The sequence below is a fragment of the Lentzea sp. NPDC051213 genome (genome assembly GCF_044455585.1).
Lineage (GTDB): Bacteria > Actinomycetota > Actinomycetes > Mycobacteriales > Pseudonocardiaceae > Lentzea.
Map to the genome: position 1 here is coordinate 877261 of NZ_JBITEX010000002.1, position 23560 is coordinate 900820.

The following is a 23560-nucleotide window of genomic DNA, read 5'->3' on the forward strand; positions in this document are numbered from 1 at the left end:
GCTGGTGTGATCATCGACCCGCCGCGGTGACGGCGTCCGCGATCGCCTGGTGGCCCGCGGGGGTGGCGTGGACGTCGCTGCGATCGCAGAAGTAGGTGAGCGTGCAGACCTTCGCGACCGAGGCCGGGATCTGGCCGTACTTCGGGTCCTGGGTGAGGTCGGTCAGCGCCGCGTAGCCGCCGGTGGTCTGGGTGACGTCGGCGAACTTCGCGCCGAACTTCGCGTACTCGGCGGTGATCGTGGCGTTGAAGTCCTGGAACATCGAGACCGACAGCCTGGCGATGTTCTTGCCGTTCGGGAACGACGGGTTCACCCACGCGCCCAGGAAGATGTCCGGGTAGGTGAGCCCGATGATCTGCACGTCCGGCGCGGCTTCCCGCAGCCTGGTGAGCGTGGCGGCGACGTTGGTCCTGATGTCGGCGACGGTCCTGGTCGCGCACTGCAGCGGGTCCTGGGCCAGGGCGCACGGCGCGAGGTCGTTGCCGCCGATCACCAGCGTGACCAGGCCGGTCTTGTTGCCCTTGAGCGCTTCGACGGCCGCGTCGACCTGGGTCTTGCCGCCCGCGTCCTGGCCGCACGCCGGCTTCGTGGCGAGGTCGGCCGAGGTGGCGCCGTTGCAGGCGAAGTTGATGAGCTTGAGCTTCTCCTGCTTCGCCACGAGGTGGGCGAAGCTCTCGCCAGTGCCGTTGGGCCCGAAGCCGGTGGCGTAGGAGTCGCCGATCGACACGTAGACCTGCTCGGCCGGCGGGGCGGTGCTGCTGGGCGTCGTCGGTGCCGGGGCGGCGGGAGGCGGGGTCGAGGTGCACGCGGCGAGCGCCGCCAGCAACGCCACGACCAGCACAAACCTCGGCACACCCGCTCCTTCACATCGGACCTTGATGCGCCGAGGCTACGAAACGGGCCGTGAGGCCGCTGTGACCAGCGGCCTCACGGGTTGCTCAGTGCCAGGGCACGCCCCCGCAGTACACACAACGGTTCATCGTGGTGCCTCCCGTCTGGAACGGACTTCCCAGCACTGTGCCCGGATCGGAGCGGGAACGCTCTCACAGGGCCCTACCTGCTGTGGAATCCCGGTAAGCCGGTGGCCGATTCAGCGGAAACTCCGCAACCGCAGGCTGTTGCTCACCACGAACACCGACGAGAACGCCATCGCGGCGCCCGCGATCATCGGGTTGAGCAGGCCGAGCGCGGCGAGCGGCAGGGCGGCGATGTTGTAGGCGAACGCCCAGAACAGGTTGCCCTTGATCGTGCTGAGCGTGCGCCGCGACAACCGGATGGCGTCCACGGCGGCCCGCAGGTCACCGCCCACCAGCGTCAGGTCGCTCGCCTCGATCGCCACGTCCGTCCCGGTGCCCATCGCGAGGCCCAGGTCGGCCTGGGCGAGCGCGGCCGCGTCGTTCACGCCGTCGCCGACCATCGCCACCACGCGGCCCTCGTCCTGCAGGCGCTTCACGACGTCGACCTTGTCGGCCGGCAGCACCTCGGCGATGACCTCGTCGATGCCGACCTCGGCGGCCACCGCGCGGGCCGCGGCCTCGTTGTCACCGGTCAGCAGCACCGGACGCAGCCCGAGCGCGCGCAGGCCCTCGATCGCCTCGCGTGACGTCGGCTTCACCGTGTCCGCCACGACCAGGACGGCGCGGGCCTTGCCGTCCCAGGCGACCAGCACCGCCGTGCGGCCTTGCCGTTCGGCCGCGGTCTTGGCCTCGGTGAGTGCCGGGTCGAGGTGGATGCTCCAGTCGGTGAGCAGCCGTTCGCGGCCGACGAGCACCGTGTGGCCGTCGACCACGCCCTGGACGCCGAGTCCTTCGACGTTCTGGAACCCCTCGACGGCCGGCACCTCGCCCGCGGCTGCCACGATGGCCCGCGCGATCGGGTGCTCCGAGGCGTGCTCGAGCGCACCGGCCAGCCGCAGGACCTCGTCCTCGTCCTCGGTGGTGTGCACGCTGACCAGACTCATCTGCCCGGTGGTCACGGTCCCGGTCTTGTCGAGCACGACCGTGTCGACGCGCCGGGTCGACTCCAGCACCTCCGGCCCCTTGATCAGGATGCCGAGCTGGGCGCCCCGCCCGGTGCCGACGAGCAGCGCGGTCGGGGTGGCCAGGCCGAGCGCGCACGGGCAGGCGATGATCAGCACCGCCACCGCCGCGGTGAACGCCGCACCGGCGCCGCCGCCCGTGCCGAGCCAGAACCCCAGTGTGCCCACGGCCAGCGCGATCACGATGGGCACGAACACCGCGGAGATCCGGTCTGCCAGCCGCTGCACCTCGGCCTTGCCGTTCTGCGCCTGCTCGACCAGCTTCGCCATCTGTGCGAGCTGCGTGTCCGACCCGATCCGGGTGGCCCGCACGACGAGCCGCCCGCCCGCGTTGACCGTGGCGCCGGCGACCGGGTCGCCCGCCCGCACCTCGACCGGCACGGACTCGCCGGTGAGCATGCTCGCGTCGACAGCTGAGCTGCCCTCCTCGACGACGCCGTCGGTGGCGATCTTCTCGCCCGGCCGCACCACGAACCGGTCGCCGACGCGCAGCTCGTCGGTCGGGATGCGGACCTCTCGCCCGTCGCGCAGCACGGCGACGTCCTTCGCGCCGAGTTCCAGCAGCGCTTGGAGTGCCGCACCCGCGCGGCGCTTGGACCTGGCCTCGAAGTACCGGCCGGCGAGGATGAACGTCGTGACGCCCGCGGCGACCTCGAGGTAGATGTTGCCGGTTCCGGCCATCCGCTCGATGGTGAACGTGAACCCGTGCGTCATGCCAGGCGTTCCGGCGGTGCCGAGGAACAGGGCGTAGAGCGACCACAGGAACGCCGCGCCCACGCCGATGGAGATCAGCGTGTCCATCGTGGCGGCGCCGTGCCGGAGGTTCGTCCACGCCGCCTTGTGGAACGGCCACGCCGCGTACGTGACGACCGGACCGGCGAGCACGAGGGACAGCCACTGCCAGTAGGTGAACTGCAGCGCCGGGATCATCGCGAGCGCGATCACCGGCACCGCCAGCACGGTCGCGGTGATCAGCCGCTGCCGCAGGGTCGCCGTCGGGTCTGCTTCCGGAGTCTGCGCCGGGGGAGCGGGGAGTTCGGCGGTGTAGCCGGTGTCCTCGACGACCTTCACCAGGTCGGCGGGCGTGAGGTCGCCGGCGTAGCTGATGCGGGCCTTCTCCGTGGCGTAGTTGACCGACGCCTCGACGCCTTCGAGCTTGTTGAGCTTGCGTTCGATCCGGGCGGCGCAGGAGGCGCAGGTCATGCCGCCGATCGAGATCTCCAGGTTCCTGGTGTCAGTGGCCATGGCCGGCCTCCCCGGTGGTGAGCGTGAACTCGGCTGTGCGGACCGTGCCCTCGTGCTGGAAGTCCAGGAACAGCCGGTAGGTCCCGGTCGTCGGCACCTGCACCGCGAACTTCACCTGGTCGCTCTCCTCGGGGTGCACGTGCAGGTATGCGAGGTCGGCGGCGCGCAGCGCGACCAGATGTCCCTTCGCGCCCAGGTAGTTCTGCAGGTCGGTGACGGGCTTGCCGTCCTTCGAGATGCCGATGGTGACGGTCGACGCACTGCCCGCGGTGAGCTCGCCGTCGAGGGTCACCTCGTAGCCGTCGACGGTGAACGTGCGGCTGCCGGCGTACTGCTTGGGCTGGTAGTCACCTGCCACCTGGACGTCGGCGCCGAGCGTCGTCTTCGGCCCGTTCTCCGGCTTGAAGTCGGCGAACACCCGGTAGCTGCCGGCTTCGGAGAGGGTGAGCGGTATCGACCACATGCCGTCCGCCGCCATCTCAGGGTGGACGTGCCGGAAGCCGGAACCGTCGCGGCGCACCACGATCAGGTGCAGCCGCTTCTCGTGCTCCACGGCGAACTTCGTGACCGGCTTCCCGTCCGGTCCGCTGATGTGGAAGCCGATCGACTCGTTCTCGTGCAGCTGCAACGTGTAGCCGTTCTCCGAAACGGACAGTCCTGGCGGCACGCCCACCGGTTCGGCTTGGTGTTCGTTGTGCGCCATGGGCTTCTCCACCGGCTCCGGGGCGGGCCCGGCGATGGCGCCGACGGCCCAGGTGCCGCCGAAGACGACGGCGAGCGCCACGCCGTACAGGACGATCTTGTATCCGGTCTTCATCGCTTCTCCTCGCGGTTCAGGAGCGAACCAGGCGGGCGATGGCGTCACTGGCCTCCGCGATCTTCGCGTCGGCCGTGGTGCCGCCCTCGGTGATGGCCTGGCTCACGCAGTGCTTCAGGTGCTCGTCGAGCAACCCGAGTGAGACCGCCTGCAACGCCCTGGTGGCCGCGGAGATCTGGGTGAGCACGTCGATGCAGTACTCGTCGTTCTCGATCATCCGCTGCAGACCGCGGACCTGCCCCTCGATCCGGCGGAGGCGGCGCAGGTGGGCGTCCTTGTTCCCGGCGTAGCCGTGCATGTCTCGCTCCTTCTCCGGCCACCGCGCGGCCGGCTGGTAACGCCGGGGGAGCGGTGGGCACGCCCCATTTATACCCCTAGGGGGTATGGGTATGTCAAACGTCAGTCCGGTGACCTGCGGCGTAAGGAACGCGTAAAGATCACTCGGAAGTGCTCAGCGGCAGCCCCCGGTCGCGACTATCTTGCGGGCAGCACGCGTGAAGGGGGTCGCTCGTGGCCGAAGAACAGACCGCGGACGTCCCGTCCCGGCAGAAGCTCGCGCACGACACCGTCCGGCTGGCGGTGATCGTCGGCGCGCTCGGCGTCGTGTTCGGCGACATCGGCACCAGCCCGATCTACACGATCCAGACGGTGTTCAACCCGGCCGACCCGCACCCGGTTCCGGTCAGCGTCGCCAACGTGTACGGGATCGTGTCGCTGATCTTCTGGTCGGTCATGATCATCGTGACCATCACCTACGTGCTGCTGGCGATGCGCGTGAACAACGACGGCGAGGGCGGCATCATCGCCCTCGTCACGTTGCTGCGCAGGTGGAAGGCGAAGCAGGGCCGCAAGGCCGCGGCGACGCTGGCCGCGCTGGGCATCTTCGGTGCCGCCCTGTTCTTCGGCGACAGCATGATCACGCCGGCCATCTCCGTGCTGTCCGCCGTGGAGGGCCTCAAGGTCGTCCAGCCGGAGCTGGAGCGGTTCGTCGTGCCGATCACCGCCGTGATCATCGTGGGCTTGTTCCTGGTGCAGCGCAGGGGAACCGCGGTCGTCGGACGGCTGTTCGGACCGGTGATGATCCTGTGGTTCGCGACGATCGGCGCGGTCGGCATCGGCGGGATCGCGAGCCACCCGGAGATCCTCAAGGCCCTGTCGCCGACCTACGCGCTCGGCTTCCTGTTCGGACACTTCGGCATCGCGTTCTTCGCACTGGCCGCGGTCGTGCTGGCGGTCACCGGCGCCGAGGCGCTGTACGCCGACATGGGCCACTTCGGCCGTCCGGCGATCGCGCGCGGCTGGCTGTTCCTGGTGTTCCCGGCGTGCGTGCTCAGCTACCTGGGCCAGGGCGCGCTGATCCTGGAGGACCAGGCGAACATCAGCGGCCCCTTCTTCCTGCTCGTACCGGAATGGGGCCGCTGGCCGATGGTCGTGCTGGCCACGGCGGCCACCGTCATCGCCTCGCAGGCGGTGATCACCGGCGCGTACTCGGTGGCCTCGCAGGCGGCGCAACTCGGCTACCTGCCGCGCCTGCGCATCGCGCACACGTCGGAGTCGACCATCGGCCAGATCTACGTGCCGTGGATCAACTGGCTGCTGATGGTCTCGGTGCTCACCCTGGTGTTCGCGTTCCGCACGTCGGCGGCGCTGGCCTTCGCGTTCGGCATGGCCGTCACCGGCACGATCACGATCACCACGGCGCTGTTCCTGTTCGTCGCACGATGGAAGTTCGGCGCCCCGTCGTGGGCGATCGGCCTCGGCTGCGTCGTGCTCCTGGGCGTCGACCTGCTGTTCCTCGCGGCGAACCTGACCAAGCTGCTGCACGGCGCGTGGCTGCCGCTGCTGATCGGCCTCACCGCGTTCACGGTCATGACGACCTGGCAACGCGGCCGCGCGATCGTGACCAAGGCCCGCCGCGAGGCCGAGGGTTCGCTGCACGCGTTCATCGAGGAAGTGCGCGGCCAGTCGCTCACCCGCGTGCCGGGCACGGCGGTGTTCCTCAACCGAGGCAAGGAAACCGCGCCGTTGGCTATGCGCGCGAACGTCGAGCACAACCGAGTGCTGCACGAACGCGTGGTGATCGTGTCCATCGAAACCGAACCGGTGCCACGCGTGCCGGCCGACCGGCGGGTGGAGGTCGACGAGCTCGGGTACGGCGACGACGGCATCGTCCACGTGACCGCGCGCTTCGGGTACATGGAGACGCCGGACGTGCCGGCCGCGCTCGCCCTGCTCGACCCCGCGCAGACCGAGGGCGAGCTGAACCTCGATCAGGCGCGGTACTTCCTGTCGAAGATCGAGCTGCAGCGCGGGACGTCGCCGACGATGGCGGGGTGGCGCAAGCGGCTGTTCATCGCCACGTCGTACATCACGGCGGATGCGGCCGAGCACTTCGGCCTGCCCAAGCAGCGGACCGTGTTGCTGGGCGCGCACATCGATGTGTGAGTGATGGAGAGCCCAGCGGAGATCGCTGATCGCGCCTATCGGGGGTACCTGCGGCTGGAACCGGCGGCAGGGTGCCCGAAGGTCGTGCTGGTCGCGGGCGTTCCGGGCACCGGCAAGAGCACGCTCGCGGAGTCGCTGGCCCGGCACCTCCGTGCGCCGATCTTCTCGATGGACTGGCTGCTCGGAGTGCTGGTGCCGTTCGGCGTGCTGACCGACGAGAACGCGGTTCCGCTGGCAGAGCTGAACCTGAGCGCGTTCCTGGCTCGTCACGTCCAGCTCGGGATCGACGCGACCGGGCTCGGCGTGAGACGCGCGATCGCTGGCGTGAGCTCTCCGGACGGCTTGGGGGCGTCTTCGTCGGGGCGGAATGCGTCTGCTCCGAGGAAGTGCTGCAGCGCGAACGCGTCGAGCGCCGGTCGCGCGGCACTCCCGGTTGGCACGCAACGGTTTCGTGGGTGCATGTCCGGGACGGACCGGTGCGGCGAGTGCTCGCCGCACTAGCGCAGTGAGGCGGCCTCCAGCCGTGGCCGCGGGGGAGTAGGACACGACCGGAGGCGAGCAAAGGGGTCGGCGCGGCGGTCGCCTCTCGGCGAGGGGCTCGACGCGGCTCCAGCCGAACGGAACTCCGCGAAGGCAGTTAGGTGAGGCCCGGGGGACGCGGACCGCACCGACCGTTCTGTACAACGGCGGGCCACCCCGGGAGATTCCCTTGGCAGAGTGGGCTATGCCACGTCCGAGCCGGCGACCGAGGGCAGCGCGCGACGGCTGATGTCACGGGCCTCGTCGGCCGGAACTCCCAGCATCCGCAACAGGTCCTCGGCGATCTGGTCGGTCGCCGCCGCGTCGTCACGGTCGGGCTGCGCGTGCAGCAGCTGACCGAGCGCGAGCACCGACCCGGCGACGATGGTGAGCGCCAGCTCCGGGTCCGCCACGGTGAAACGACCGGCGGCGAGTGCGGACTCGATGTCGCGCCGCGCGCGCGGGGCTAGGCCCTTGCCTGACCTGGTCAGCTCGAAACCGTTGTGCAGCAACACCTTGCTGAGCTCCGGCAGGCGCCGGTGCAGACGGCCGGTCAGCCGGAAGCTCTGCGCGAACACGTGCGCGGTGTCGTCGAGGTCGCCGGTGAGGCTGTCGAGCACCTGGCCGAACGTGTCCAGGGCGTCCTCCAGTGCCGCGTGGAACAGCTCTTCCTTGGTCTGGAAGTGGTTGTAGAACGAGCCCATCCCGACGTCCGCGCTCTGGGTGATCTCCAGGATCGGGGCGTTGAGCTTTCCGTCCGCGATGAACTCCTGCGCCGCGCGGACCAGCGCGGCGCGGGTGCGGGCCTTGCGGCGCTCCAGGCGGTTCTCGGTCACCCGGACAGACTAGCCGAACGTCACAACTGACGTAATCCTCAGAATCTGCTTGACTGACGATGAGTTCGTAACTGATGATTTCGTCAGAAGGGAGTGGTGATGAGCGATCCGCACGCCGGCCTGCACAGCGAGCAGGGCGCGCTCTCCGGTGAGCACCCCGGCCGGGCCCGCGATCCGATCATCAAGGCGCACGACCTGGCCTGGCTCGAGTTCACCAAGCCTGACCTGCGCAAAGCCGAGGAGTTCGCGACCGCGTTCGGGTTCGTCACGGCACTGCGCACGTCCGGCGAGCTGCACCTGCGGGGCACGGATCCGGGCGCGCCGTGCGTGCTGATCCGCAAGGGCCCGCGCGAGCGGTTCCTGGGCCCCGCGTTCCGCGCCGCCGATGGCCGCGACGTGCTGCGCGTCGCCAACGCCGCTGGTGTGAGCGTCGACAGGCTCCCGGACAGCCTCGGCGGGGTCGGTGCGACGCTGATCGACCCGAGCGGGCTGCCGGTCAAGGTTGTGGCGGAGATGCACGACCTGCCCGCGTTGCCCTCGCAGACACCGCTGACCATCAACGCCGGCCACGGTGAGAGCCGGGTCAACGCTCTGCAACGGCCGAAGCGCGAACCGGCGCGGGTGCAGCGGCTCGGGCACGTCGTCATCCAGACCACCCGGTACCGCGAGACGCTCGACTGGTACCTGCGGCACCTCGGCTTGATCGTCAGCGACTTCCTGTTCTACCCGGGACAACGCGAGCGCGGGCCGATCATGAGCTTCATCCGCTGCGACCGCGGCGGCACCGCGTCCGACCACCACACGCTGGCGCTCACCCTCGGCCCGGCGAACCGGTACGTGCACTCGGCCTACCAGGTCGCCGACCTCGACGCGCTCGCCGCGGGCGGGGAGTACCTGCAGGACCACGGTTATCGGCGCTCGTGGGGCATCGGCCGGCACATCCTGGGCAGCCAGCTGTTCGACTACTGGCGCGACCCGGACGGCTTCCTGGTCGAGCACTTCAGCGACGGCGACCTGTTCGACTGCACGCTCGAACCCGGCTGGGCGCCGATGACCGCGTCCGGCCTCGCCCAGTGGGGACCGCCCGCCACCAAGGACTTCCTCGGCGTCCGTCCCGCGGAGCTGATCATCGTGGCGAACGGCCTGCGCGAGGACAACGAATTCGACCTGCATCGCCTGCGCGGCATGCTGAAAGCGGCTGTCTCATGAGCACCTCCATCCTGCGCACCGCCGACGCCTGGTGGGTCGCGACCCCGGACGGCGCGAGGAAGGTCGACACGACCGCCCGCACCACGGGAGAACTGCTGACCGGCCCGCTGACGACCGTCGGCGACCCGGTTCCGGTAGACGGGTTGACGCTGTTGTCGCCGATCACCGCGCCGTGCCGGGTCATCGCACAGATGACCAACTACGTCTCGCACGTCCGAGACGCGGGCATGAACCCGTCGACCGTGCCGCTGACGTTCTTCCGCAAGTCGTCCGGCTCGATCAGCGGCCCGGACGACGACATCGTGCGGCCGCCGCACGTGCGGCTGCTCGACTACGAGGCCGAGATCGGCCTGGTGATCGGCGAGGACAACCAGATCGCCGGGCTGGTGATCACCAACGACGTGTCGGCGCGCGATCTCCAGCTGCCGAAAACGCAGTTCTACGAGTCGAAGTCGTACCCGACGTTCACGCCGACCGGCCCCGTGCTGGTGCTGCTCGACGCCGGAGAGTTCGACCGGTTCGCAGAGCTGCGATTGCGGTTGTGGGTCAACGGCGAACTGCGCCAGGACATGACCGCCGACGACATGATCTACCCGCCGGCGGAGGCGTTGCGCGGGCTGACCCGGTTCCAGCGGCTCGATCCGGGTGACCTCGTGCTCACCGGGACTCCCGTCGGGACGGCGTTGAGCGCGCCGCCGAAGCCCGTCGAAATGATCGCGTCGCTGCTGCCGGCCGCGACCAAGTGGCGGATGTTCTTCAAGACGCAGGCGAAGAACCCGAAGTACCTGAAGGACGGCGACGTCGTCGAGATCGCGATCGCCACCGACGACGGCAAGCTCGACCTCGGCCGCCAGCGCACGGTGGTGAAGGTATGAGCACGTTGTGGCCGCGCTACGCGTCCCCCGACGACCTCCCGGCGATCGAAGTCGTTCCACTGGCCGACCGCGGCCTGCCCGCGAGCACCTACGCGTTGCTGAAGCGGGCCGCTGACCTGTGGCCGCACCGCCGGGCGATCACGATTCTGCCGGAGCCGGTGACCTGGACGTTCGCCGAGCTGCTCCGCCAGGTCCACCGGTACGCGAACCTGTTGCGCGACCAAGGTTTTCAGCGCGATGACGCGATCGCGCTGATGTCGGCCGACCGCACGGAGATGATCCCGGCGATCCTCGCTGCCCAGCTCGTCGGCATCGCGATGCCGATCAACCCGGCCCTGTCACCTGAGCACGTGCGCGAACTGCTCGCGCGTTCTGGGGCCCGCGTACCGGATCTGAGCGGCGACGCACCGTCCACATACGACGGTGAACTGCCGGGGAGCGAAGACCTGGCGGCGTTCTTCCACACCGGCGGCACCACCGGAGCCCCGAAGCTGGCCGCGCACACCCACGCCAACGAGGTCGCCAACGCGTGGATGCTCGCCGCGAGCGAGCTGCTGGACGAGGACTCCGTGTTGTTCGCGGGCCTGCCGTTGTTCCACGTGAACGCGCTCATCGTCACGTTGCTGACGCCGCTGTTCAAGGGCCAGCACGTGGTGTGGTCGGGTCCGCTCGGCTACCGCGAACCCGCGCTGTACGGCGAGTTCTGGCGGATCGTCGAGCACTACCGGATCACGACGATGAGCGCGGTGCCCACGGTCTACTCGGTGCTGGCGCAGTGTCCGGTGAACGCGGACATCAGCAGCCTGCGGTTCGCGATGGTCGGCGCCGCACCGCTGCCGCCCGCCGTTCGCAACGCGTTCGAGACGCACACCGGTGTGCCGCTGGTCGAGGGCTACGGCCTGACCGAGGCCACCTGTGCCACCGCCCGCAGCTTCCCAGGCACGCCGAGGCCCGGCTCGGTCGGGCAACGCCTGCCGTACCAGCAGGTGAAGGTGCGGGACGGCGTGCTGGCCATCAGCGGACCGACCGTGTTCGCGGGCTACGTGAAGAGTCCTGGCGGACTGGACGAGCCAGGAGAGTGGCTCGACACCGGCGATCTTGCCGCGGTCGACGACGACGGGTTCATCCGGCTTTCGGGGCGCGCCAAGGACCTCATCCTGCGCGGCGGCCACAACATCGACCCCGCGGTCATCGAGGACGCGCTGCTCAGCCACCCCGCCGTCACGGCGGCCAGCGCGGTCGGCCGTCCGGACCCGCACGCGGGCGAGGTGCCGGTCGCCTACGTGACGCTCGGCGTCGAAGCCACCCCGGACGAACTGCTCGCGTGGGCGGGGGAGCGGGTGCCCGAACGGGTGGCCGCGCCCAAGGAGGTCGTGGTGCTCGACGCGTTGCCACTGACCGCGATCGGCAAGCCCTCGAAGCTGGAGTTGAGGGCCGACGCGACGCGCCGGGCGTTCGCGGAACTCGACGTGGACGTGGTGGTCGAGGACGGCGCGATCGTCGTGCTGGCTGAAGAGGACGCGAAGCGCGTTCTGGACGAGTACGCCGTTGCCTGGAGGATCAAATGACCGTCACGCTAGCCATCCTGGTCGCTCTCGTCTTCGTCCTGCTCGGGGTGGCGAAGGTCCTTGCCCTGCCCCAGATGCGTGAGCTGGCCACGCACGCCGGGTTCTCAGTCAACGCCTATCGCGGCATCGGCGCACTCGAACTGGCCGGTGCGGCGGGCGTCCTGCTCGGCCTCGCCCACCCACTCCTCGGCGGCCTCGCCGGAGCCGGCCTGCTGCTTCTGCTGGCCGGCGCCGTGATCACGCACGTACGCAACAAGGACAAACCCCAACAGCTCGCACCGGCCGTCGTGTGCGCGCTGCTCGTCATCGGATACTTGGTGGCTCTGTGAACCGCATCGACACGCACCAGCACCTGATCCCGCCCCAGTACGCGCAGTGGTTGCGCGACAAGGACATCCGCCCCGGCGGCATCGAGGTCCCCGATTGGTCGGAATCCGCCGCCCTGGAGTTCATGGACGGTCACGGCATCCAGACCGGCATCCTGTCGCTGTCCACGCCCGGCGTGTACTTCGGCAACGTCGACGAGGCCCGCAAGTGGGCCAGGGAGATCAACGAGTACTGCGCCGGCCTGCACACCCGGTTCGGCTTCTTCGCCACGCTCCCGATGCCCGATGTGGACAGTGCGATCGAGGAGGCCGCGTACGCACTGGACACGCTCAAAGCAGACGGAATCGTGCTGCTGGCCAACTACGAGGGCCGCTACCTCGGCGACGAGGCTTTCCAGCCGTTGCTGGAGTACCTGCACGAACGCAACGCCGTGGTCTTCATCCACCCCGGCGAGCTCCCGGCGCCACCGGTACCCGGCATCCCCTCGTTCACCGCGGACTTCCTGCTCGACACCACGCGCACCGCGGTCAGCCTGATCCTGTCCGGCGCGATGAACCGGTACGAGAACATCAGGTTCATCCTCGCGCACGCCGGTGGGTTCGTGCCGTACATCGCCTACCGCGTCCTGCTGACGATGGTGAAGCAGCAGCTGCCACCTGATCTCGGCGTGCTCAAGCGGTTCTACTACGACATCGCGCTCTCGGCGACGCCCGCCGCACTGCCGAGCCTGCTCGAGGTCGCCGACCCCGCGCACATCACCTACGGCAGCGACTTCCCGTTCGCGCCGCCGATCGCGGTCGGGTTCATCAACGGCCAGTACGAGCAGTACCCACTCGACCCGGCGCTGCGGTCCGCGATCGACCGCGGCAACTCCGAGGCGTTGTTCCCGCGCCTGAAAGGAACGTCATGACGGATGTGCTGATCGTCGGAGGCGGCGGCGCCGGACTCACCGTGTCGGCGCTGCTGTCCCAGCTCGGCGTCGACACGCTCCTGGTGAACGCGCGCCCGGACACGAGCGCGCTGCCCAAGGCGCACTACCTCAACCAGCGCACGATGGAGATCTTCCGCGACCTCGGTGTCGCGGACGCCGTCTACGAGCGCGGCACGCCACCGCACCAGATGTCGCACTCCGCCTGGTACGCCGGACTTCGCGGCGACGACCCGGACTTCGGCCGCGAGTTCGGCAAGATCGAGTGCTGGGGCGCCGGCGGCCGGAACCCGGCGTGGGCGGCGGCCAGCGCGTGCCTGCCGTCGAACCTGCCGCAGATCCGCCTGGAACCCCTGCTCCGGCAACGCGCGGAGGAACTCGCACCCGGCCGCGTCCGGTTCAACCACGACGTGACCGCGATCAGCCAGGACTCCGACGGCGTCACGGCCACGATCCTGGACAAGGACACCGGTGCGGAGTACCAGGTCCGCAGCCGGTACCTGCTCGGCTGCGACGGCGGGCGCACGGTCGGGCCGTCGATCGGCGTCGCCATGGAAGGCCACCGCGATGTCGCCAGGGTGGTGACCGTGCACTTCAGCGCCGACCTGTCCGGGTGGGCCCGCGATCCCGAGGTGCTGATCCGCTGGCTGTGCCTGCCGCAACTGGGAGTCGGCGGCGTCCTCGCGCCGGCCGGCCCGGAGAGGTGGGGGCCGGACTCCGAGGAGTGGATCTTCCACCTCAACTACCTAGCCGACGACGACCGTGCGCTCGACGACGCCGCGGTCGAGTCGGACATGCGGAAAGCACTGGGCATCGACGCCTACGAGATCCACATGATCACGCGTTGGACGTTGGAAGGCGTGGTGGCGGACAGGTTCCGCGACGGCCGGGTCTTCCTGCTCGGCGACGCCGCGCACCGCCACCCGCCCACCGGCGGCCTCGGCCTGAACTCGGCCGTGCAGGACGCGCACAACCTCGCGTGGAAACTCGCCGCCGTCCTCAATGGACAATCCGGCGAGGAACTCCTGGACACCTACGAACCGGAACGCAAGCCCACCACCGCACGCAACGTGCAGCGGTCCGTCGAGAACGCCGTCAACCACCTCGTGACCACCCACTCACTCGGCATCAGCCCCGAACAGACCGCCGAGGAGAACTGGCAGGCGCTGCGCCAGGTCTGGGATGAGCGCAGCGAGGACGCGAGAAGGGCGGTCGCCGGCCAGTCGATGGAGTTCGACGAGCACAACATCGAGTACGGCTACACCTACGAGTCCTCGGCCGTGATCGGTGACGGCACCGAAGCCCCGCACAACCCCGACCCGATCCGGCTCTACCAACCGGGAACGCGACCGGGACACCCGTTGCCCCACGCCTGGCTGGACGACGGCGTCCCGCTCATGGACCTCGTGCGCCCCGGCCGGTTCCTGCTCATCGCGGGCGAGCAGGGCCACGACTGGCTCACGGCGGCGGCGAAGGCCGCCGCGAACCTGAACGTGCCGGTCGACGCGGTCCGGATCGGCCACGCCGACGGGGATCACCTGGACCCGCGTTCGGCGTGGGTGCGGCACCGCGGGATCACTGACCGGGGCGCCGTACTGGTGCGCCCCGACCGGTTCGTGGCCTGGCGGTCGACAGGGGCGACCGCAGACCCCGGCGCGGAGCTGCACCAGGTCCTCTCGACGCTCCTGGGCCGCTAGGCGCTCTCGGCGGCGGCCGCTCGTCCGGCCGCCCGTCCGGAGAACAGGCACCCACCGAGGAACGTGCCTTCCAGCGCGCGATATCCGTGCACGCCGCCGCCACCGAACCCGGCGACCTCGCCCGCCGCGTACAGGCCCTGGATCGGTTGGCCGTTCGAGCCGAGCACCCGGCCGGCCAGGTCGGTCTGCAGGCCGCCCAGCGTCTTGCGGGTCAGGATGTTCATCCTGATCGCGATCAGCGGGCCGGAACCGGAGTCGAGCAGTTTGTGCAACCCGGCCGTGCGGGCGAGGCTGTCCCCGCTGTAGGCCAGCGAGTTCCGGATCCCCATCACCTGCATGTCCTTGGTGAAGGGGTTTTCGGTCTGCTGGTCGCGGATGGTGATCTGCCGGCGCAGTTCGTCGAGGTTGATCAGGTTCTGGCCGGTGAGCTGGTTCATCCCCGCCACGAGGTCCGGCAGGTTGTTCTTGATGACGAAGTCGACACCCTTGTCCATGAACGCCTTCACCGGCGGCGGCGTGCTGTTGAACAGCCGCATCGCGATGTAGGCGGCGAGGTCCTTCCTGGTGATCTCCGGGTTCTGCTCGGACCCGGAGAGCACGAACTCCTTGTCGATGATCTTCTTGTTCAGGACGAACCACGAGTAGTCGTAACCGGACTTGCCGATCAGCTCCAGGGTGCCGAGCGTGTCCAGCGACGGGATGCCGGGGTTGGGGAACCGGCGTCCGCGCGCGTCGAGCCACAGCGACGACGGCGCGGCCAGCACGCGGATGCCGTGATCCGGCCAGATCGGCGTGTGGTTGATCATGCCCTCGGTGTAGTGCCACATGCGGTCGCGGTTGACGAGCCGCGCGCCGGCCAGTTCGCTGATCGCGAGCATGCGGCCGTCGACGTGCGCGGGCACACCGGTGACCAGCCGCCGCGGTGCGGGGCCGAGGCGGGCAGGCCAGTTGCGCCGCACCAGGTCGTGGTTGGCGCCGATGCCGCCCGACGTCACGACGACCATCGGCGCGAACAGCTCGAAGTCGCCGACCTTGGTGCGGGAGCTGGGCGTGCCGCGCTTGGCGGTGCTGGGTTCAAGGACGGTGCCGCGCACACCCGTGACGGCGCCGTTGCTGACGATGAGGCCGTCGACCTGGTGCCGGAACTTGAAGGTGACCTTGCCGTCGCGGACCCCGTCGCGGACCTTCTTCTCGAACGGCTCCATGACGCCCGGCCCGGTGCCCAGCGTCATGTGGAAGCGCGGCACCGAGTTACCGGGCCCGTCGGCGAGCTGCCCGCCGCGCTCCGCCCAGCCGACGATCGGCACCCACCGCACACCCAGGCCGTGCAGCCACGAGCGCTTCTCGCCGGCGGCGAAGTTCAGGTACGCCTCGGCCCACTTGGCGGCCCAGTAGTCCTCGCCCAGCGGATCGTTGACGCCGCGGTCGAACCCGGCGGTGTTGAACCAGTCGGCGCGCGCCAGTTCCAGGGAGTCCTTGATGCCCGCGGTCCGCTGCTCGTCGGAGTTGATGAAGAACAGGCCTCCCAGCGACCAGAACGCCTGGCCGCCCAGGCTCGCCTCGGGTTCCTGGTCGAGCAGCAGCACTTTCCGGCCGGCCGCGGCGAGCTCGGAGGTCGCGACGAGCCCGGCGAGTCCGTGGCCGATGACGATGACGTCCGCGTCGACTCTCGGCGCCGCTCCTACGAGGGTCTGCCCCAGCGTGGCGGTCGCGGCGATGGCGCCGCTCGCGGCCAGGAGGTTGCGGCGGGTGATGTTCCGGTCAGACATCGCAGGGGGCCTTCCTCGTTGAAGGTGATGCCAACGCGAATTACTCTCGCGTATAGGACGAGGTAACCAGGAACCGCCGAGTGGGGGATAGGGTCCCGCCACCAAGCGCAGACGGCAGTGTTGTGGCCGTCACACAACCGAATCGGCCCGGTTTGGCAGGAGGCGCTGTGCCGCGGATGTCCGCGATGGTCCGGCAGGTGCTCGAAGCCGTCGCTGCCGACGACAAGGTGGTCGAGCGGGTCGTCGAGGCCGCGCGCGGCAACTCGCCGGAGGTCGCGCGGCTGCCGGCGGAGGAGAACCGCAGACACATCGCGTTCCTGCTCAGCGAAGGCATTTCCCACCTCGAACGCGGCGGTACGCCCGACGACGGCGACTTCTCCGCCGCGCTCGCGCTGGGCGCCGACCGTGCCGCACAGGGCGTGTCCATGGCGGGACTGCTGCGCGGTGTCCACGCGGGCCGCACCGAGCTGATCCGGGCGAGCGTGGAACTGGCGCGGTCGCTGGGAGTCGACGACGGCACGATCCTCGACTTCATGATCGACCTGGACCACTACGTCGGCGCGGTCGAACGGCACATCATCAGCGGCTATCACACCGCCGAGGTGCAGCTCTCGCGCACGGCCCGCGATCTCAACGCCCAGGTGCTGCGCAGGTTGCTGGTGTCAGGCGACTTCCCGGACGCCGCGGAGCTGACCCGCGCGGGCCTGCGTCCCGACGGCCGCTACCACTGCGTCGTCTCCGGGGTGACCGATCCGAGCCACGCGCGGACGCTGGAACAGCGGCTGCATCCGTTCGGCGGCGTGTACGGGCTGGTGGAGGGGCGGCTGGCCGGGCTGACGCACCTGCCGCCGTCCTGGTCGGACGACCTGCTCGTGGTGTCGCCCGCGACGGCGCTGAAGTCGTTGCGCACCATGTATTCACTGTGTGCGCAGGCGCTGACGGTCGCGTCGTCCGGCGGTGCGCTGGGCGTGCGGCTGCTCACCGACCTCGCCGGTGAGACCGCTCTCGCGGCGTTCCCGGCACTGGCCGCGACCCTGGCCGACTCGCTGCTGGGCCAGCTCGAAGCGAAGAGCACGTTCCACCACGAGATGGTCGCGACGGCGTTGTGCTACCTGGACAACGGCGGCCGGCTCAGCGCGACGGCCTCGGCGTTGCACATCCACACGAACACCGTGCGGTACCGGCTGGACCGGCTGGTGGAGCTGACCGACGTCGACCTCGGCGAGACACCGGACGCGCGGCGCTCGCACGTGCTGACCACCTTGCACACCTGGTGGGCGCTGCGGTCGTGGATCGACCGCAGCGCCGGGTGAGCCTTTAGAGCCGGTAGAAGTTGACGTAGTGGTCCGGCGAGAAGTACGCCGTGTTGGCGGTGCGGTCCACCACGATCCGGTACGCGTCCCGGGAAGCGTTGCAGGCACGCGGGTAGACGTCGAACTCCTGGTAGCGGTGGCCGGCAGGCAGCTGGCCCTCGCGGTTCTGGAAGGTGCCGCCCGCGAAGTTGCACTGGCCGTTCGGCCAGCTGTTCCAGCCGCGCGTGGCCGGGTAGCCCTTCGACGCCCAGATCGACCTGGCGTCACGGGCCGCGGTACAGCGGAACTGCGTGCAGGAGTTGTAGACAGTGGCATCGGCCGCGGGTGCGACGACCGTCGTCACGCCGAACACGGACGCGACGATGGCCAGAGCTGCGAGCATGCGACGAGTCCAGTGCGGTTGCAGGGTGTGCACGGGAAACCTCCATCGGCAGGGGAAGGGGAACGTCGTGATCCTTTCCGTTGATCACCACGGGCCGGTGAACGGCAGGCGACCTGCCGGTCAACGATGACTGTGGCCTCCCCACGCTCGCACACGGCGCGGCGCCGTGGCCCGTCTTGGACCGCCCAGGGAATGTCCTTGATCGGGATCAGGTTGATCCCGTTGCCGGACGACGAGGAGAGACGATGCCGACGATGAGCACGGAGCAACGCGAGAAGTTCCTGTCGGAGCAGCACGTGGGCGTGATCGCGATCGCCCGGCAGGAAGGCCCGCCGCTGGCCGTGCCGGTCTGGTACGACTACACGCCCGGTGGTGAGGTCGTCGTGCAGACCGCGCCGGAGTCGCTCAAGGGCAAGCTGCTCGACGCCGCCGGCGAGTTCAGCCTCGCGGTGCAGGTGGAGACGCCGCCCTACCGGTACGTCAGCGTGTCCGGGCCGGTCGTGGCGGTGGCGCCGTCGACTCAGGAGGAGCTGGAGCGGATGGCGAGCCGCTACCTCGACGACCCGTCCGAGTTCCTGGCCTCGATCGAGGGCTCCCCGAACGTGACGCTGCGGATGCGGCCGAATCGGTGGTATTCCACCGACTACAGCCTCTGAACGCTGGAGTTGATCAACTCCGAACGGTCGATTGCATACACTGCCACCGGCGATACGGTCGTCCAATGGCAGCACGGAAGCACTTGTTGGTGCTGTTGACCCTTCTCGCGACCGCGTGCACGAGCGAGCGCGCGGCGACGCCCTCGCCGCCGCTGCGGGTGTCCACGCCGGTCGAACGGGAGCCGGCGACGAAGGTGCGGGCAGTGCTCGACGGCCGCACCGTCGAGCTGGCGGACGGCACGAAAGCCCGCATCTCGCTGGTCGCCGCGCCGAGCTCCTGCGCGGCCGCCGCGGCGCTCGACTTCGCCTCGAAGACGTTGCTGGACAAGGAAGTGCGGGTCAGCAGCATCACCCCCGGCGAGATCGTCCTGATGCTCGCGGACGGCACCGACTTCGCGTTGCTGGCGGTCCGCAACGGCGTGCTGCGCACCGAGGGCGTCGACGGCGGCCCGTTGACCGAGGCCGAAACCGAGGCGTCGCAGGCGAAACGCGGACTGTGGGCGCAGGACTGCCCGACCGCGACCAGCACTCCCGCACCTCCCGTGACCAGCACCAGCAAGCCCGCGTCCACGCCGGCACCGCCTCCGCCGCCGTGCGCGGTCGGCTACCGGGTCACCAGCCAGTGGCCCGGCGCGTTCCAGGCCGACGTGGTCGTGCGCAACGTCAGCGGCGTGCTGATCGACGGCTGGACGTTGCGCTGGAGGTTCGGGAACGGCGAGACGGTGACGCAGATGTGGAACGCGACGCACTCGCAGAACGGTGCGGACGTGACCGTCACCAACGCCGGCTACACCGCGCTGATCGTGCCCGATGGCTCTGTGTCGCTCGGCTTCAACGGCTCGGCTCGCGGCACCACCGCCGCGCCGTCCTCGTTCACCCTGAACGGCGCGGCCTGCAGGACCGAGTAGGCGCTCAGTTCGCCCGCCACCACTCGGTGACGATGCGGGCGAAGGAGTCCGCGTCCTCTTCCCAGGTGAAGTGGCCGACGTCGACCACGTCGAGCCTGCTGTTCGGCAGCCGCTCGTGCAGGTACTCGGCGTTGGCCACCGGCACGAAGGCGTCGAGCTTGCCGGCGATCAACTGGACCGGCGTGGTGATGTCCTTCAGCAGCTCGCTCAGCACCGGCAGTTCGGCCGGGTAGGCGCGGACGTAGGCCATCTGCTCGACGAACCGCTGCCCCTGGTAGGCGGCGAGGTAGTCCTGCCTCACCACGTCGGGCAGCTCGTAGCCCTGGATGCCGCGCATCGCGACGTTCACGATGTCCTTGGGGCCCAACACCCGGTACGGCGCGAGGTCCTCGTCGTGCACCCACTCGTGCAGCGGGCTGCCCAGGTTGACCGGCACCGACGACCCGCCGCTGCCGATCACGATGCTGCGGAACCGGTCCGGGTGGGCCGCGGCGGCGAACAGGGACGCGCTGGTGCCGATGTCCGGGCCGACGACGTGCGGATTCGTCAGGCCGAACTCGTCGGCGATGCGCACGATGAACCCGCCCATCGCGCTGGGGGACAGCAGCTCCTCGCGGAGCTCGGAGTGACCGAAGCCGGGCAGGTCGACCGCCACCAGGTGGGCGTGCTCGGCCAGCTGCGACCAGGTCGCGTCGTAGGCGTACAGGCTCTCGGGCCACGGGCTGAGCAGCAACGCGTCGGGCTTGCCGGGCGCGCTCTCGGCGTACCGGATGGAGAGGCCGTCGATGGTGCGGAAACGGGGCTGGATCTCGCTCATGAAACCAATATGACCGGTCGTCTTGGAAGTGGTCAAGAGGTATGAGACGACCGGTCATATTGACCGATTCAGTGCAGGATCTCAGTGCGGGATCTCAGCGCAGGACCACCTCGAACGCGAGCGTGAAGAACGCCGCGAAGGACTCGCCGGACTTGGCCGCGCGCTCGCCGACGATGGCGCCTTCCCACGCGTTGATCAGGAACCGGCTCAGGGTCTCCGGGTCCTGGGTGGAGGTCAGCGAGCGGTCGGCCTGGGCCTCGCGGATCGCTTTCTCCACGGCCTCCGCCCAGAAGTCGAAGGCCGCCGCCACGCCCTCGCGGATGGCGGGGATGTGGTCGGCGGCCTCGTTGCTGAAGTTCCCGTACACGCAGCCACGTTCGTAGCCGTACTCGACGATGTCCTTCGCGAGTGCCTCGAAGTGGTTGCGCAGCCGGGTCAGCGGGGCGACCTTCGTGTTGGCGAGCTCGTCGAGATGACGCGTCTCGCCGTAGCGGTCCATCACGACGAGGGCGAGCGCTTCCTTGCTGTCGAAGTGGTTGTAGAACGACCCCTTCGGCACGCCGGCGCTGTCGGTGATGAGCTTGACGCCGCACGCGTTGTAGCCGTGCCGGTGGAACTGCTCGAACGCGGCGTCGACGATCTGCTCCCGCACACTGGGCCTTGGCATAGGTCCAATATGAGCGGTCGTCTCGGCTGCGTCAACTCAGCAGTTCCGCAGCTCCGGGCTCTGGTTGAGCAGCTGGCCACGCGGCGACACGAAGGCGCGGTACCGGTCGCTGTCGACCGCCGCCGGCCGGAACGCGGCGACCCGGTGGCAGTTCTGGAACGCCAGCTTCACGCCGAAGTGCCGCTCCAGTCCGCCGCGGATGGCGTCGGACGCGAATGCCCGCAGCAGCTGGCCGCGTTCGGTCTCGCTGGGCGGCGGGACCTCGTGGTCGGCGAAGTCGCCGTCGAGGTCCGCGACCACGCCGCTGACCACCTGCCAGGCGTAGGGCAGTGAGTCGCGGACGCAGGCCACGAACTCGGCGTCGGAGACCGGGCCCTGCTCGGCGCGGTCGAGGAGGGCGGCTGGGACGTTGAGCGACATGCGTTGACACCTTTCGGTCGGAGACAACGCTCTAACTGGTACTGGTTTTCATTATCTCCTGCCAGTGATGTCACCGGATCGGGTCAAGCTCCGGCCGATGCCGTGCGCCGCGACCTGGAGCGCGGAGATCAGGCGCGCCTTGTCCCGTTTGAGGGACGGCACCACGATGCCGAGGGCCGCCACGACCTCGGTGCCGCCGCGCAGGATCGGCACGGCCACGCTGCACGCGCCCAGCGTCATCTCCTCGTACGTGGTGGCGTAGCCGTCCACGAGGACGCGGTCGAGCTGCGCCTTCAGCTGGGCGGGCTGGGTGATCGTGTACGCCGTGACCCGCTCGAGTTGTGAGAGCGCTTTTCGTTGCACCGCTTCGGGTGCGTGCGCCAGCAGCACCTTGCCGACGCCCGTCGGGTGCAGCGGCAGGCGGGTGCCGATCTCGCTCACCACCGGCACCGAACGCTGGCCGGAGATGCGGTCGAGGTAGAGCACCTTCAGGCCGTCGCGGACCGCCATGTGCACCGTGGCGAGGGTGCCCGCGTAGAAGTCGTGCAGGAACGGGGACGCGAGCCTGGTCAGGTCGGTCTGCACGGGTGCGAGGGTGCCGAGCTGCCAGAGTCGTTGCCCGACGACGTAACCGGTCGGGGTGCGGGCCAGCGCTCCCGCCTTGGTGAGCTCGGTGACCAGGCGGTATGCGGTCGTGAGCGGCAGGTCGGCGCGCTGGCTGAGTTCGGTGAGCGTGAGCCTCGGGTGCTGCTCGTCGAACGCCGTCAGCAAGGCGACGGTGCGCGCCACCACCGTGGCGCCCGGAACCGAAGTATTACCAGCCATCGGGTTCAACCTTCCACTCAGTGGAAGGCTACCGTCGACGTCGCCGGGTCCGCCTCCCTAGCGTCTGATCACGTGACGACCAGCCAGCAAGAGATCAGCGACGAGATCGCGAAGATCCAGGCCGACAAACCGGTGGGTGCGCCGCTGCTGGACTTCCCGCCGTACCGCAGCTCGTTGCTGCGCCACCCGACCAAGGAGCTCCAGCGCGTCGACCCGGAGGGCGCCGAGCTGCTCGCCCCGGTCTTCGGCCACTCCGACGTCGCCGAGGTCGAGGCCGACCTGACCGTGCAGCGCGGCGGCGAGCCGATCGGCGAACGCATCCGCGTGCGCGGCCGCGTGACCGACGGCGACGGCCGGCCGGTGCGCAACCAGCTCGTGGAGCTCTGGCAGGCCAACGCGGCGGGCCGCTACACGCACCAGGGCGACCAGCACCCGGCCCCGCTCGACCCGAACTTCACCGGCGTCGGCCGCTGCCTGACCGACAACGACGGCTGGTACTCGTTCACGTCGATCAAGCCGGGCCCCTACCCGTGGCGCAACCACCAGAACGCCTGGCGGCCCGCGCACATCCACTTCTCGTTGTTCGGCACGGACTTCACCCAGCGCCTGATCACCCAGATGTACTTCCCCGGCGACCAGCTGATGGCCCTGGACCCGATCGCCCAGTCGATCAGCGACCCGGCCGCGCTGTCCCGGTTGATCGCCAGCTACGACCACTCGCTGTCCGAGCACGAATGGTTGCTCGGATACCGCTGGGACATCGTGCTGACCGGCAGCCACGCGACCTACCTGGAGCCGTCCGATGACTGACACCACTCCGGGGCAGACCGTCGGCCCGTTCTTCCACCACGCGATGGCCTATCCGGGCGACTGCGAGCTGGTGCCGTTCGGTGCGGCCGGATCCGTTGTGCTGCACGGATACGTCTACGACGGCGCGGGCGAAGCGGTGCCGGACGCGATGATCGAGATCCGCCAGGCCGACCCGTCCGGTGTCGTGCCGGTGGTCGGCGGGTCGTTGCGGCGGGGCGGCGCGGCCTTCACCGGCTGGGGACGCTCGTGCACCGACCGCGCCGGGCGCTACTGGTTCAGCACGGTCGAGCCGGGCCTGCCGTTCTTCGCGGTCACGGTGTTCGCGCGCGGCCTGCTCGACCGGCTGTTCACGCGCATCTACCTGCCGGAGGCCGACGGCGCCGTGGACGGTCTGGTGGCCACCCGCGAACCGGACGGCCGGCTGCGCTTCGACATCCACCTGCAGGGGCCGTCCGAGACGGTGTTCCTCCAGTTCCCGAGGACCTGACC

General features: G+C 69.6%; 24 protein-coding genes. 13 read left to right on the plus strand and 11 right to left on the minus strand.

The annotated features are described in order from the left end of the window. Positions 1 to 10: 10 nt before the first annotated feature. The 4 genes from ACIA8G_RS10830 to ACIA8G_RS10845 all read right to left on the minus strand — a co-directional run bounded on the left by ACIA8G_RS10830 (position 11) and on the right by ACIA8G_RS10845 (position 4398). Positions 11 to 853, minus strand: coding sequence for an SGNH/GDSL hydrolase family protein (locus tag ACIA8G_RS10830; protein WP_396418154.1), 843 nt, complete (start codon positions 851 to 853; stop codon positions 11 to 13). A gap of 237 nt (positions 854 to 1090) precedes the next feature. Beyond that, positions 1091 to 3283 carry a heavy metal translocating P-type ATPase gene (locus ACIA8G_RS10835; RefSeq protein WP_396418155.1) on the minus strand — a complete coding sequence of 731 codons (2193 nt, stop codon included), beginning with the start codon at positions 3281 to 3283 and terminating at the stop codon, positions 1091 to 1093. Then, positions 3273 to 4100, minus strand: a complete 828-nt coding sequence (locus tag ACIA8G_RS10840; protein ID WP_396418156.1) for a hypothetical protein — start codon at positions 4098 to 4100, stop codon at positions 3273 to 3275. The genes ACIA8G_RS10835 and ACIA8G_RS10840 overlap by 11 nt, the downstream gene beginning before the upstream one ends. Before the next feature lie 16 nt (positions 4101 to 4116). Next, entirely contained in the window at positions 4117 to 4398 is a 282-nt protein-coding gene (locus ACIA8G_RS10845; protein WP_396418157.1) for a metal-sensitive transcriptional regulator, read from the minus strand. 212 nt (positions 4399 to 4610) lie between these two features. Here ACIA8G_RS10845 and ACIA8G_RS10850 point away from each other — a divergent pair, with 212 nt between their 5' ends. Together ACIA8G_RS10850 and ACIA8G_RS10855 are read left to right on the plus strand one after the other, a co-directional pair. After that, on the plus strand, positions 4611 to 6545 hold the full coding sequence (locus ACIA8G_RS10850; protein ID WP_396418158.1) for a potassium transporter Kup: 1935 nt from the start codon (positions 4611 to 4613) through the stop codon (positions 6543 to 6545). Between the two features lie 3 nt (positions 6546 to 6548). Next, positions 6549 to 7046, plus strand: coding sequence for an AAA family ATPase (locus ACIA8G_RS10855; RefSeq protein WP_396418159.1), 498 nt, complete (start codon positions 6549 to 6551; stop codon positions 7044 to 7046). Positions 7047 to 7267: 221 nt separating this feature from the next. Here ACIA8G_RS10855 and ACIA8G_RS10860 read toward each other — a convergent pair whose 3' ends face one another. Continuing rightward, positions 7268 to 7900, minus strand: a complete 633-nt coding sequence (locus ACIA8G_RS10860) for a TetR/AcrR family transcriptional regulator (protein ID WP_396418160.1) — start codon at positions 7898 to 7900, stop codon at positions 7268 to 7270. Positions 7901 to 7999: 99 nt separating this feature from the next. On the opposite strand from ACIA8G_RS10860, the gene ACIA8G_RS10865 reads away from it, so the two are divergent. Genes ACIA8G_RS10865 through ACIA8G_RS10890 form a run of 6 tightly spaced genes read left to right on the plus strand, consistent with a single transcriptional unit; the run spans position 8000 to position 14504 of the window. Next, complete coding sequence (locus ACIA8G_RS10865) at positions 8000 to 9109, plus strand: VOC family protein (protein ID WP_396418161.1); 1110 nt, start codon at positions 8000 to 8002, stop codon at positions 9107 to 9109. Then, positions 9106 to 9984 carry a fumarylacetoacetate hydrolase family protein gene (locus ACIA8G_RS10870; protein WP_396418162.1) on the plus strand — a complete coding sequence of 293 codons (879 nt, stop codon included), beginning with the start codon at positions 9106 to 9108 and terminating at the stop codon, positions 9982 to 9984. The genes ACIA8G_RS10865 and ACIA8G_RS10870 overlap by 4 nt, the downstream gene beginning before the upstream one ends. Continuing rightward, on the plus strand, positions 9981 to 11552 hold the full coding sequence (locus tag ACIA8G_RS10875; protein WP_396418163.1) for an AMP-binding protein: 1572 nt from the start codon (positions 9981 to 9983) through the stop codon (positions 11550 to 11552). The genes ACIA8G_RS10870 and ACIA8G_RS10875 overlap by 4 nt, the downstream gene beginning before the upstream one ends. Then, positions 11549 to 11881 carry a DoxX family protein gene (locus tag ACIA8G_RS10880; RefSeq protein WP_396418164.1) on the plus strand — a complete coding sequence of 111 codons (333 nt, stop codon included), beginning with the start codon at positions 11549 to 11551 and terminating at the stop codon, positions 11879 to 11881. Before ACIA8G_RS10875 ends, ACIA8G_RS10880 begins: the two co-directional genes overlap by 4 nt. Beyond that, positions 11878 to 12789, plus strand: coding sequence for an amidohydrolase family protein (locus ACIA8G_RS10885; RefSeq protein WP_396418165.1), 912 nt, complete (start codon positions 11878 to 11880; stop codon positions 12787 to 12789). Before ACIA8G_RS10880 ends, ACIA8G_RS10885 begins: the two co-directional genes overlap by 4 nt. Then, a complete protein-coding gene (locus ACIA8G_RS10890; RefSeq protein ID WP_396418166.1) occupies positions 12786 to 14504 on the plus strand; it encodes an FAD-dependent monooxygenase in 1719 nt (572 codons plus the stop codon). Before ACIA8G_RS10885 ends, ACIA8G_RS10890 begins: the two co-directional genes overlap by 4 nt. Here the strand turns inward: ACIA8G_RS10890 and ACIA8G_RS10895 are convergent. Then, positions 14501 to 16273 (minus strand): FAD-binding dehydrogenase, encoded by a 1773-nt coding sequence (locus ACIA8G_RS10895; protein WP_396418167.1) that lies wholly within the window; start codon positions 16271 to 16273, stop codon positions 14501 to 14503. The two genes, ACIA8G_RS10890 and ACIA8G_RS10895, sit on opposite strands and share 4 nt — an antisense overlap. Before the next feature lie 176 nt (positions 16274 to 16449). On the opposite strand from ACIA8G_RS10895, the gene ACIA8G_RS10900 reads away from it, so the two are divergent. Continuing rightward, positions 16450 to 17586 (plus strand): PucR family transcriptional regulator, encoded by a 1137-nt coding sequence (locus tag ACIA8G_RS10900; protein WP_396418689.1) that lies wholly within the window; start codon positions 16450 to 16452, stop codon positions 17584 to 17586. A 4-nt stretch (positions 17587 to 17590) separates the two neighbouring features. Here ACIA8G_RS10900 and ACIA8G_RS10905 read toward each other — a convergent pair whose 3' ends face one another. Continuing rightward, on the minus strand, positions 17591 to 17968 hold the full coding sequence (locus tag ACIA8G_RS10905; protein ID WP_396418168.1) for a ribonuclease domain-containing protein: 378 nt from the start codon (positions 17966 to 17968) through the stop codon (positions 17591 to 17593). A gap of 254 nt (positions 17969 to 18222) precedes the next feature. Here ACIA8G_RS10905 and ACIA8G_RS10910 point away from each other — a divergent pair, with 254 nt between their 5' ends. After that, complete coding sequence (locus ACIA8G_RS10910; protein ID WP_396418169.1) at positions 18223 to 18624, plus strand: pyridoxamine 5'-phosphate oxidase family protein; 402 nt, start codon at positions 18223 to 18225, stop codon at positions 18622 to 18624. 65 nt (positions 18625 to 18689) lie between these two features. Beyond that, entirely contained in the window at positions 18690 to 19532 is an 843-nt protein-coding gene (locus ACIA8G_RS10915) for a cellulose binding domain-containing protein (RefSeq protein ID WP_396418170.1), read from the plus strand. 4 nt (positions 19533 to 19536) lie between these two features. Here ACIA8G_RS10915 and ACIA8G_RS10920 read toward each other — a convergent pair whose 3' ends face one another. The 4 genes from ACIA8G_RS10920 to ACIA8G_RS10935 all read right to left on the minus strand — a co-directional run bounded on the left by ACIA8G_RS10920 (position 19537) and on the right by ACIA8G_RS10935 (position 22261). After that, positions 19537 to 20349 carry an alpha/beta fold hydrolase gene (locus tag ACIA8G_RS10920; protein WP_396418171.1) on the minus strand — a complete coding sequence of 271 codons (813 nt, stop codon included), beginning with the start codon at positions 20347 to 20349 and terminating at the stop codon, positions 19537 to 19539. Positions 20350 to 20443: 94 nt separating this feature from the next. Further along, on the minus strand, positions 20444 to 21016 hold the full coding sequence (locus tag ACIA8G_RS10925) for a TetR/AcrR family transcriptional regulator (RefSeq protein WP_396418172.1): 573 nt from the start codon (positions 21014 to 21016) through the stop codon (positions 20444 to 20446). 36 nt (positions 21017 to 21052) lie between these two features. Next, positions 21053 to 21436 carry an SCO5389 family protein gene (locus tag ACIA8G_RS10930; RefSeq protein WP_396418173.1) on the minus strand — a complete coding sequence of 128 codons (384 nt, stop codon included), beginning with the start codon at positions 21434 to 21436 and terminating at the stop codon, positions 21053 to 21055. A 51-nt stretch (positions 21437 to 21487) separates the two neighbouring features. Then, positions 21488 to 22261, minus strand: coding sequence for an IclR family transcriptional regulator (locus ACIA8G_RS10935; RefSeq protein ID WP_396418174.1), 774 nt, complete (start codon positions 22259 to 22261; stop codon positions 21488 to 21490). Between the two features lie 72 nt (positions 22262 to 22333). Between ACIA8G_RS10935 and pcaH the strand changes: the two genes are divergently transcribed. Beyond that, positions 22334 to 23071, plus strand: a complete 738-nt coding sequence (pcaH, locus tag ACIA8G_RS10940) for a protocatechuate 3,4-dioxygenase subunit beta (RefSeq protein WP_396418175.1) — start codon at positions 22334 to 22336, stop codon at positions 23069 to 23071. Further along, positions 23064 to 23558 (plus strand): protocatechuate 3,4-dioxygenase subunit alpha, encoded by a 495-nt coding sequence (locus ACIA8G_RS10945; protein ID WP_396418176.1) that lies wholly within the window; start codon positions 23064 to 23066, stop codon positions 23556 to 23558. The genes pcaH and ACIA8G_RS10945 overlap by 8 nt, the downstream gene beginning before the upstream one ends. The last annotated feature ends 2 nt before the right edge of the window (positions 23559 to 23560 follow it).

Bases quoted from the DNA above. Each gene is read 5' to 3' on its own strand.
- ACIA8G_RS10910 (WP_396418169.1), top strand. From the start codon at position 18,223: ATGAGCACGGAGCAACGCGAGAAGTTCCTGTCGGAGCAGCACGTGGGC.
- ACIA8G_RS10880 (WP_396418164.1), top strand. From the start codon at position 11,549: ATGACCGTCACGCTAGCCATCCTGGTCGCTCTCGTCTTCGTCCTGCTC.
- ACIA8G_RS10930 (WP_396418173.1), bottom strand. From the start codon at position 21,436: ATGTCGCTCAACGTCCCAGCCGCCCTCCTCGACCGCGCCGAGCAGGGC.
- ACIA8G_RS10895 (WP_396418167.1), bottom strand. From the start codon at position 16,273: ATGTCTGACCGGAACATCACCCGCCGCAACCTCCTGGCCGCGAGCGGC.
- ACIA8G_RS10875 (WP_396418163.1), top strand. From the start codon at position 9,981: ATGAGCACGTTGTGGCCGCGCTACGCGTCCCCCGACGACCTCCCGGCG.
- ACIA8G_RS10905 (WP_396418168.1), bottom strand. From the start codon at position 17,968: ATGCTCGCAGCTCTGGCCATCGTCGCGTCCGTGTTCGGCGTGACGACG.
- ACIA8G_RS10890 (WP_396418166.1), top strand. From the start codon at position 12,786: ATGACGGATGTGCTGATCGTCGGAGGCGGCGGCGCCGGACTCACCGTG.
- ACIA8G_RS10935 (WP_396418174.1), bottom strand. From the start codon at position 22,261: ATGGCTGGTAATACTTCGGTTCCGGGCGCCACGGTGGTGGCGCGCACC.
- ACIA8G_RS10865 (WP_396418161.1), top strand. From the start codon at position 8,000: ATGAGCGATCCGCACGCCGGCCTGCACAGCGAGCAGGGCGCGCTCTCC.
- ACIA8G_RS10845 (WP_396418157.1), bottom strand. From the start codon at position 4,398: ATGCACGGCTACGCCGGGAACAAGGACGCCCACCTGCGCCGCCTCCGC.
- ACIA8G_RS10855 (WP_396418159.1), top strand. From the start codon at position 6,549: ATGGAGAGCCCAGCGGAGATCGCTGATCGCGCCTATCGGGGGTACCTG.
- ACIA8G_RS10835 (WP_396418155.1), bottom strand. From the start codon at position 3,283: ATGGCCACTGACACCAGGAACCTGGAGATCTCGATCGGCGGCATGACC.
- ACIA8G_RS10945 (WP_396418176.1), top strand. From the start codon at position 23,064: ATGACTGACACCACTCCGGGGCAGACCGTCGGCCCGTTCTTCCACCAC.
- ACIA8G_RS10840 (WP_396418156.1), bottom strand. From the start codon at position 4,100: ATGAAGACCGGATACAAGATCGTCCTGTACGGCGTGGCGCTCGCCGTC.
- ACIA8G_RS10870 (WP_396418162.1), top strand. From the start codon at position 9,106: ATGAGCACCTCCATCCTGCGCACCGCCGACGCCTGGTGGGTCGCGACC.
- ACIA8G_RS10915 (WP_396418170.1), top strand. From the start codon at position 18,690: ATGGCAGCACGGAAGCACTTGTTGGTGCTGTTGACCCTTCTCGCGACC.
- ACIA8G_RS10920 (WP_396418171.1), bottom strand. From the start codon at position 20,349: ATGAGCGAGATCCAGCCCCGTTTCCGCACCATCGACGGCCTCTCCATC.
- ACIA8G_RS10925 (WP_396418172.1), bottom strand. From the start codon at position 21,016: ATGCCAAGGCCCAGTGTGCGGGAGCAGATCGTCGACGCCGCGTTCGAG.
- ACIA8G_RS10900 (WP_396418689.1), top strand. From the start codon at position 16,450: ATGTCCGCGATGGTCCGGCAGGTGCTCGAAGCCGTCGCTGCCGACGAC.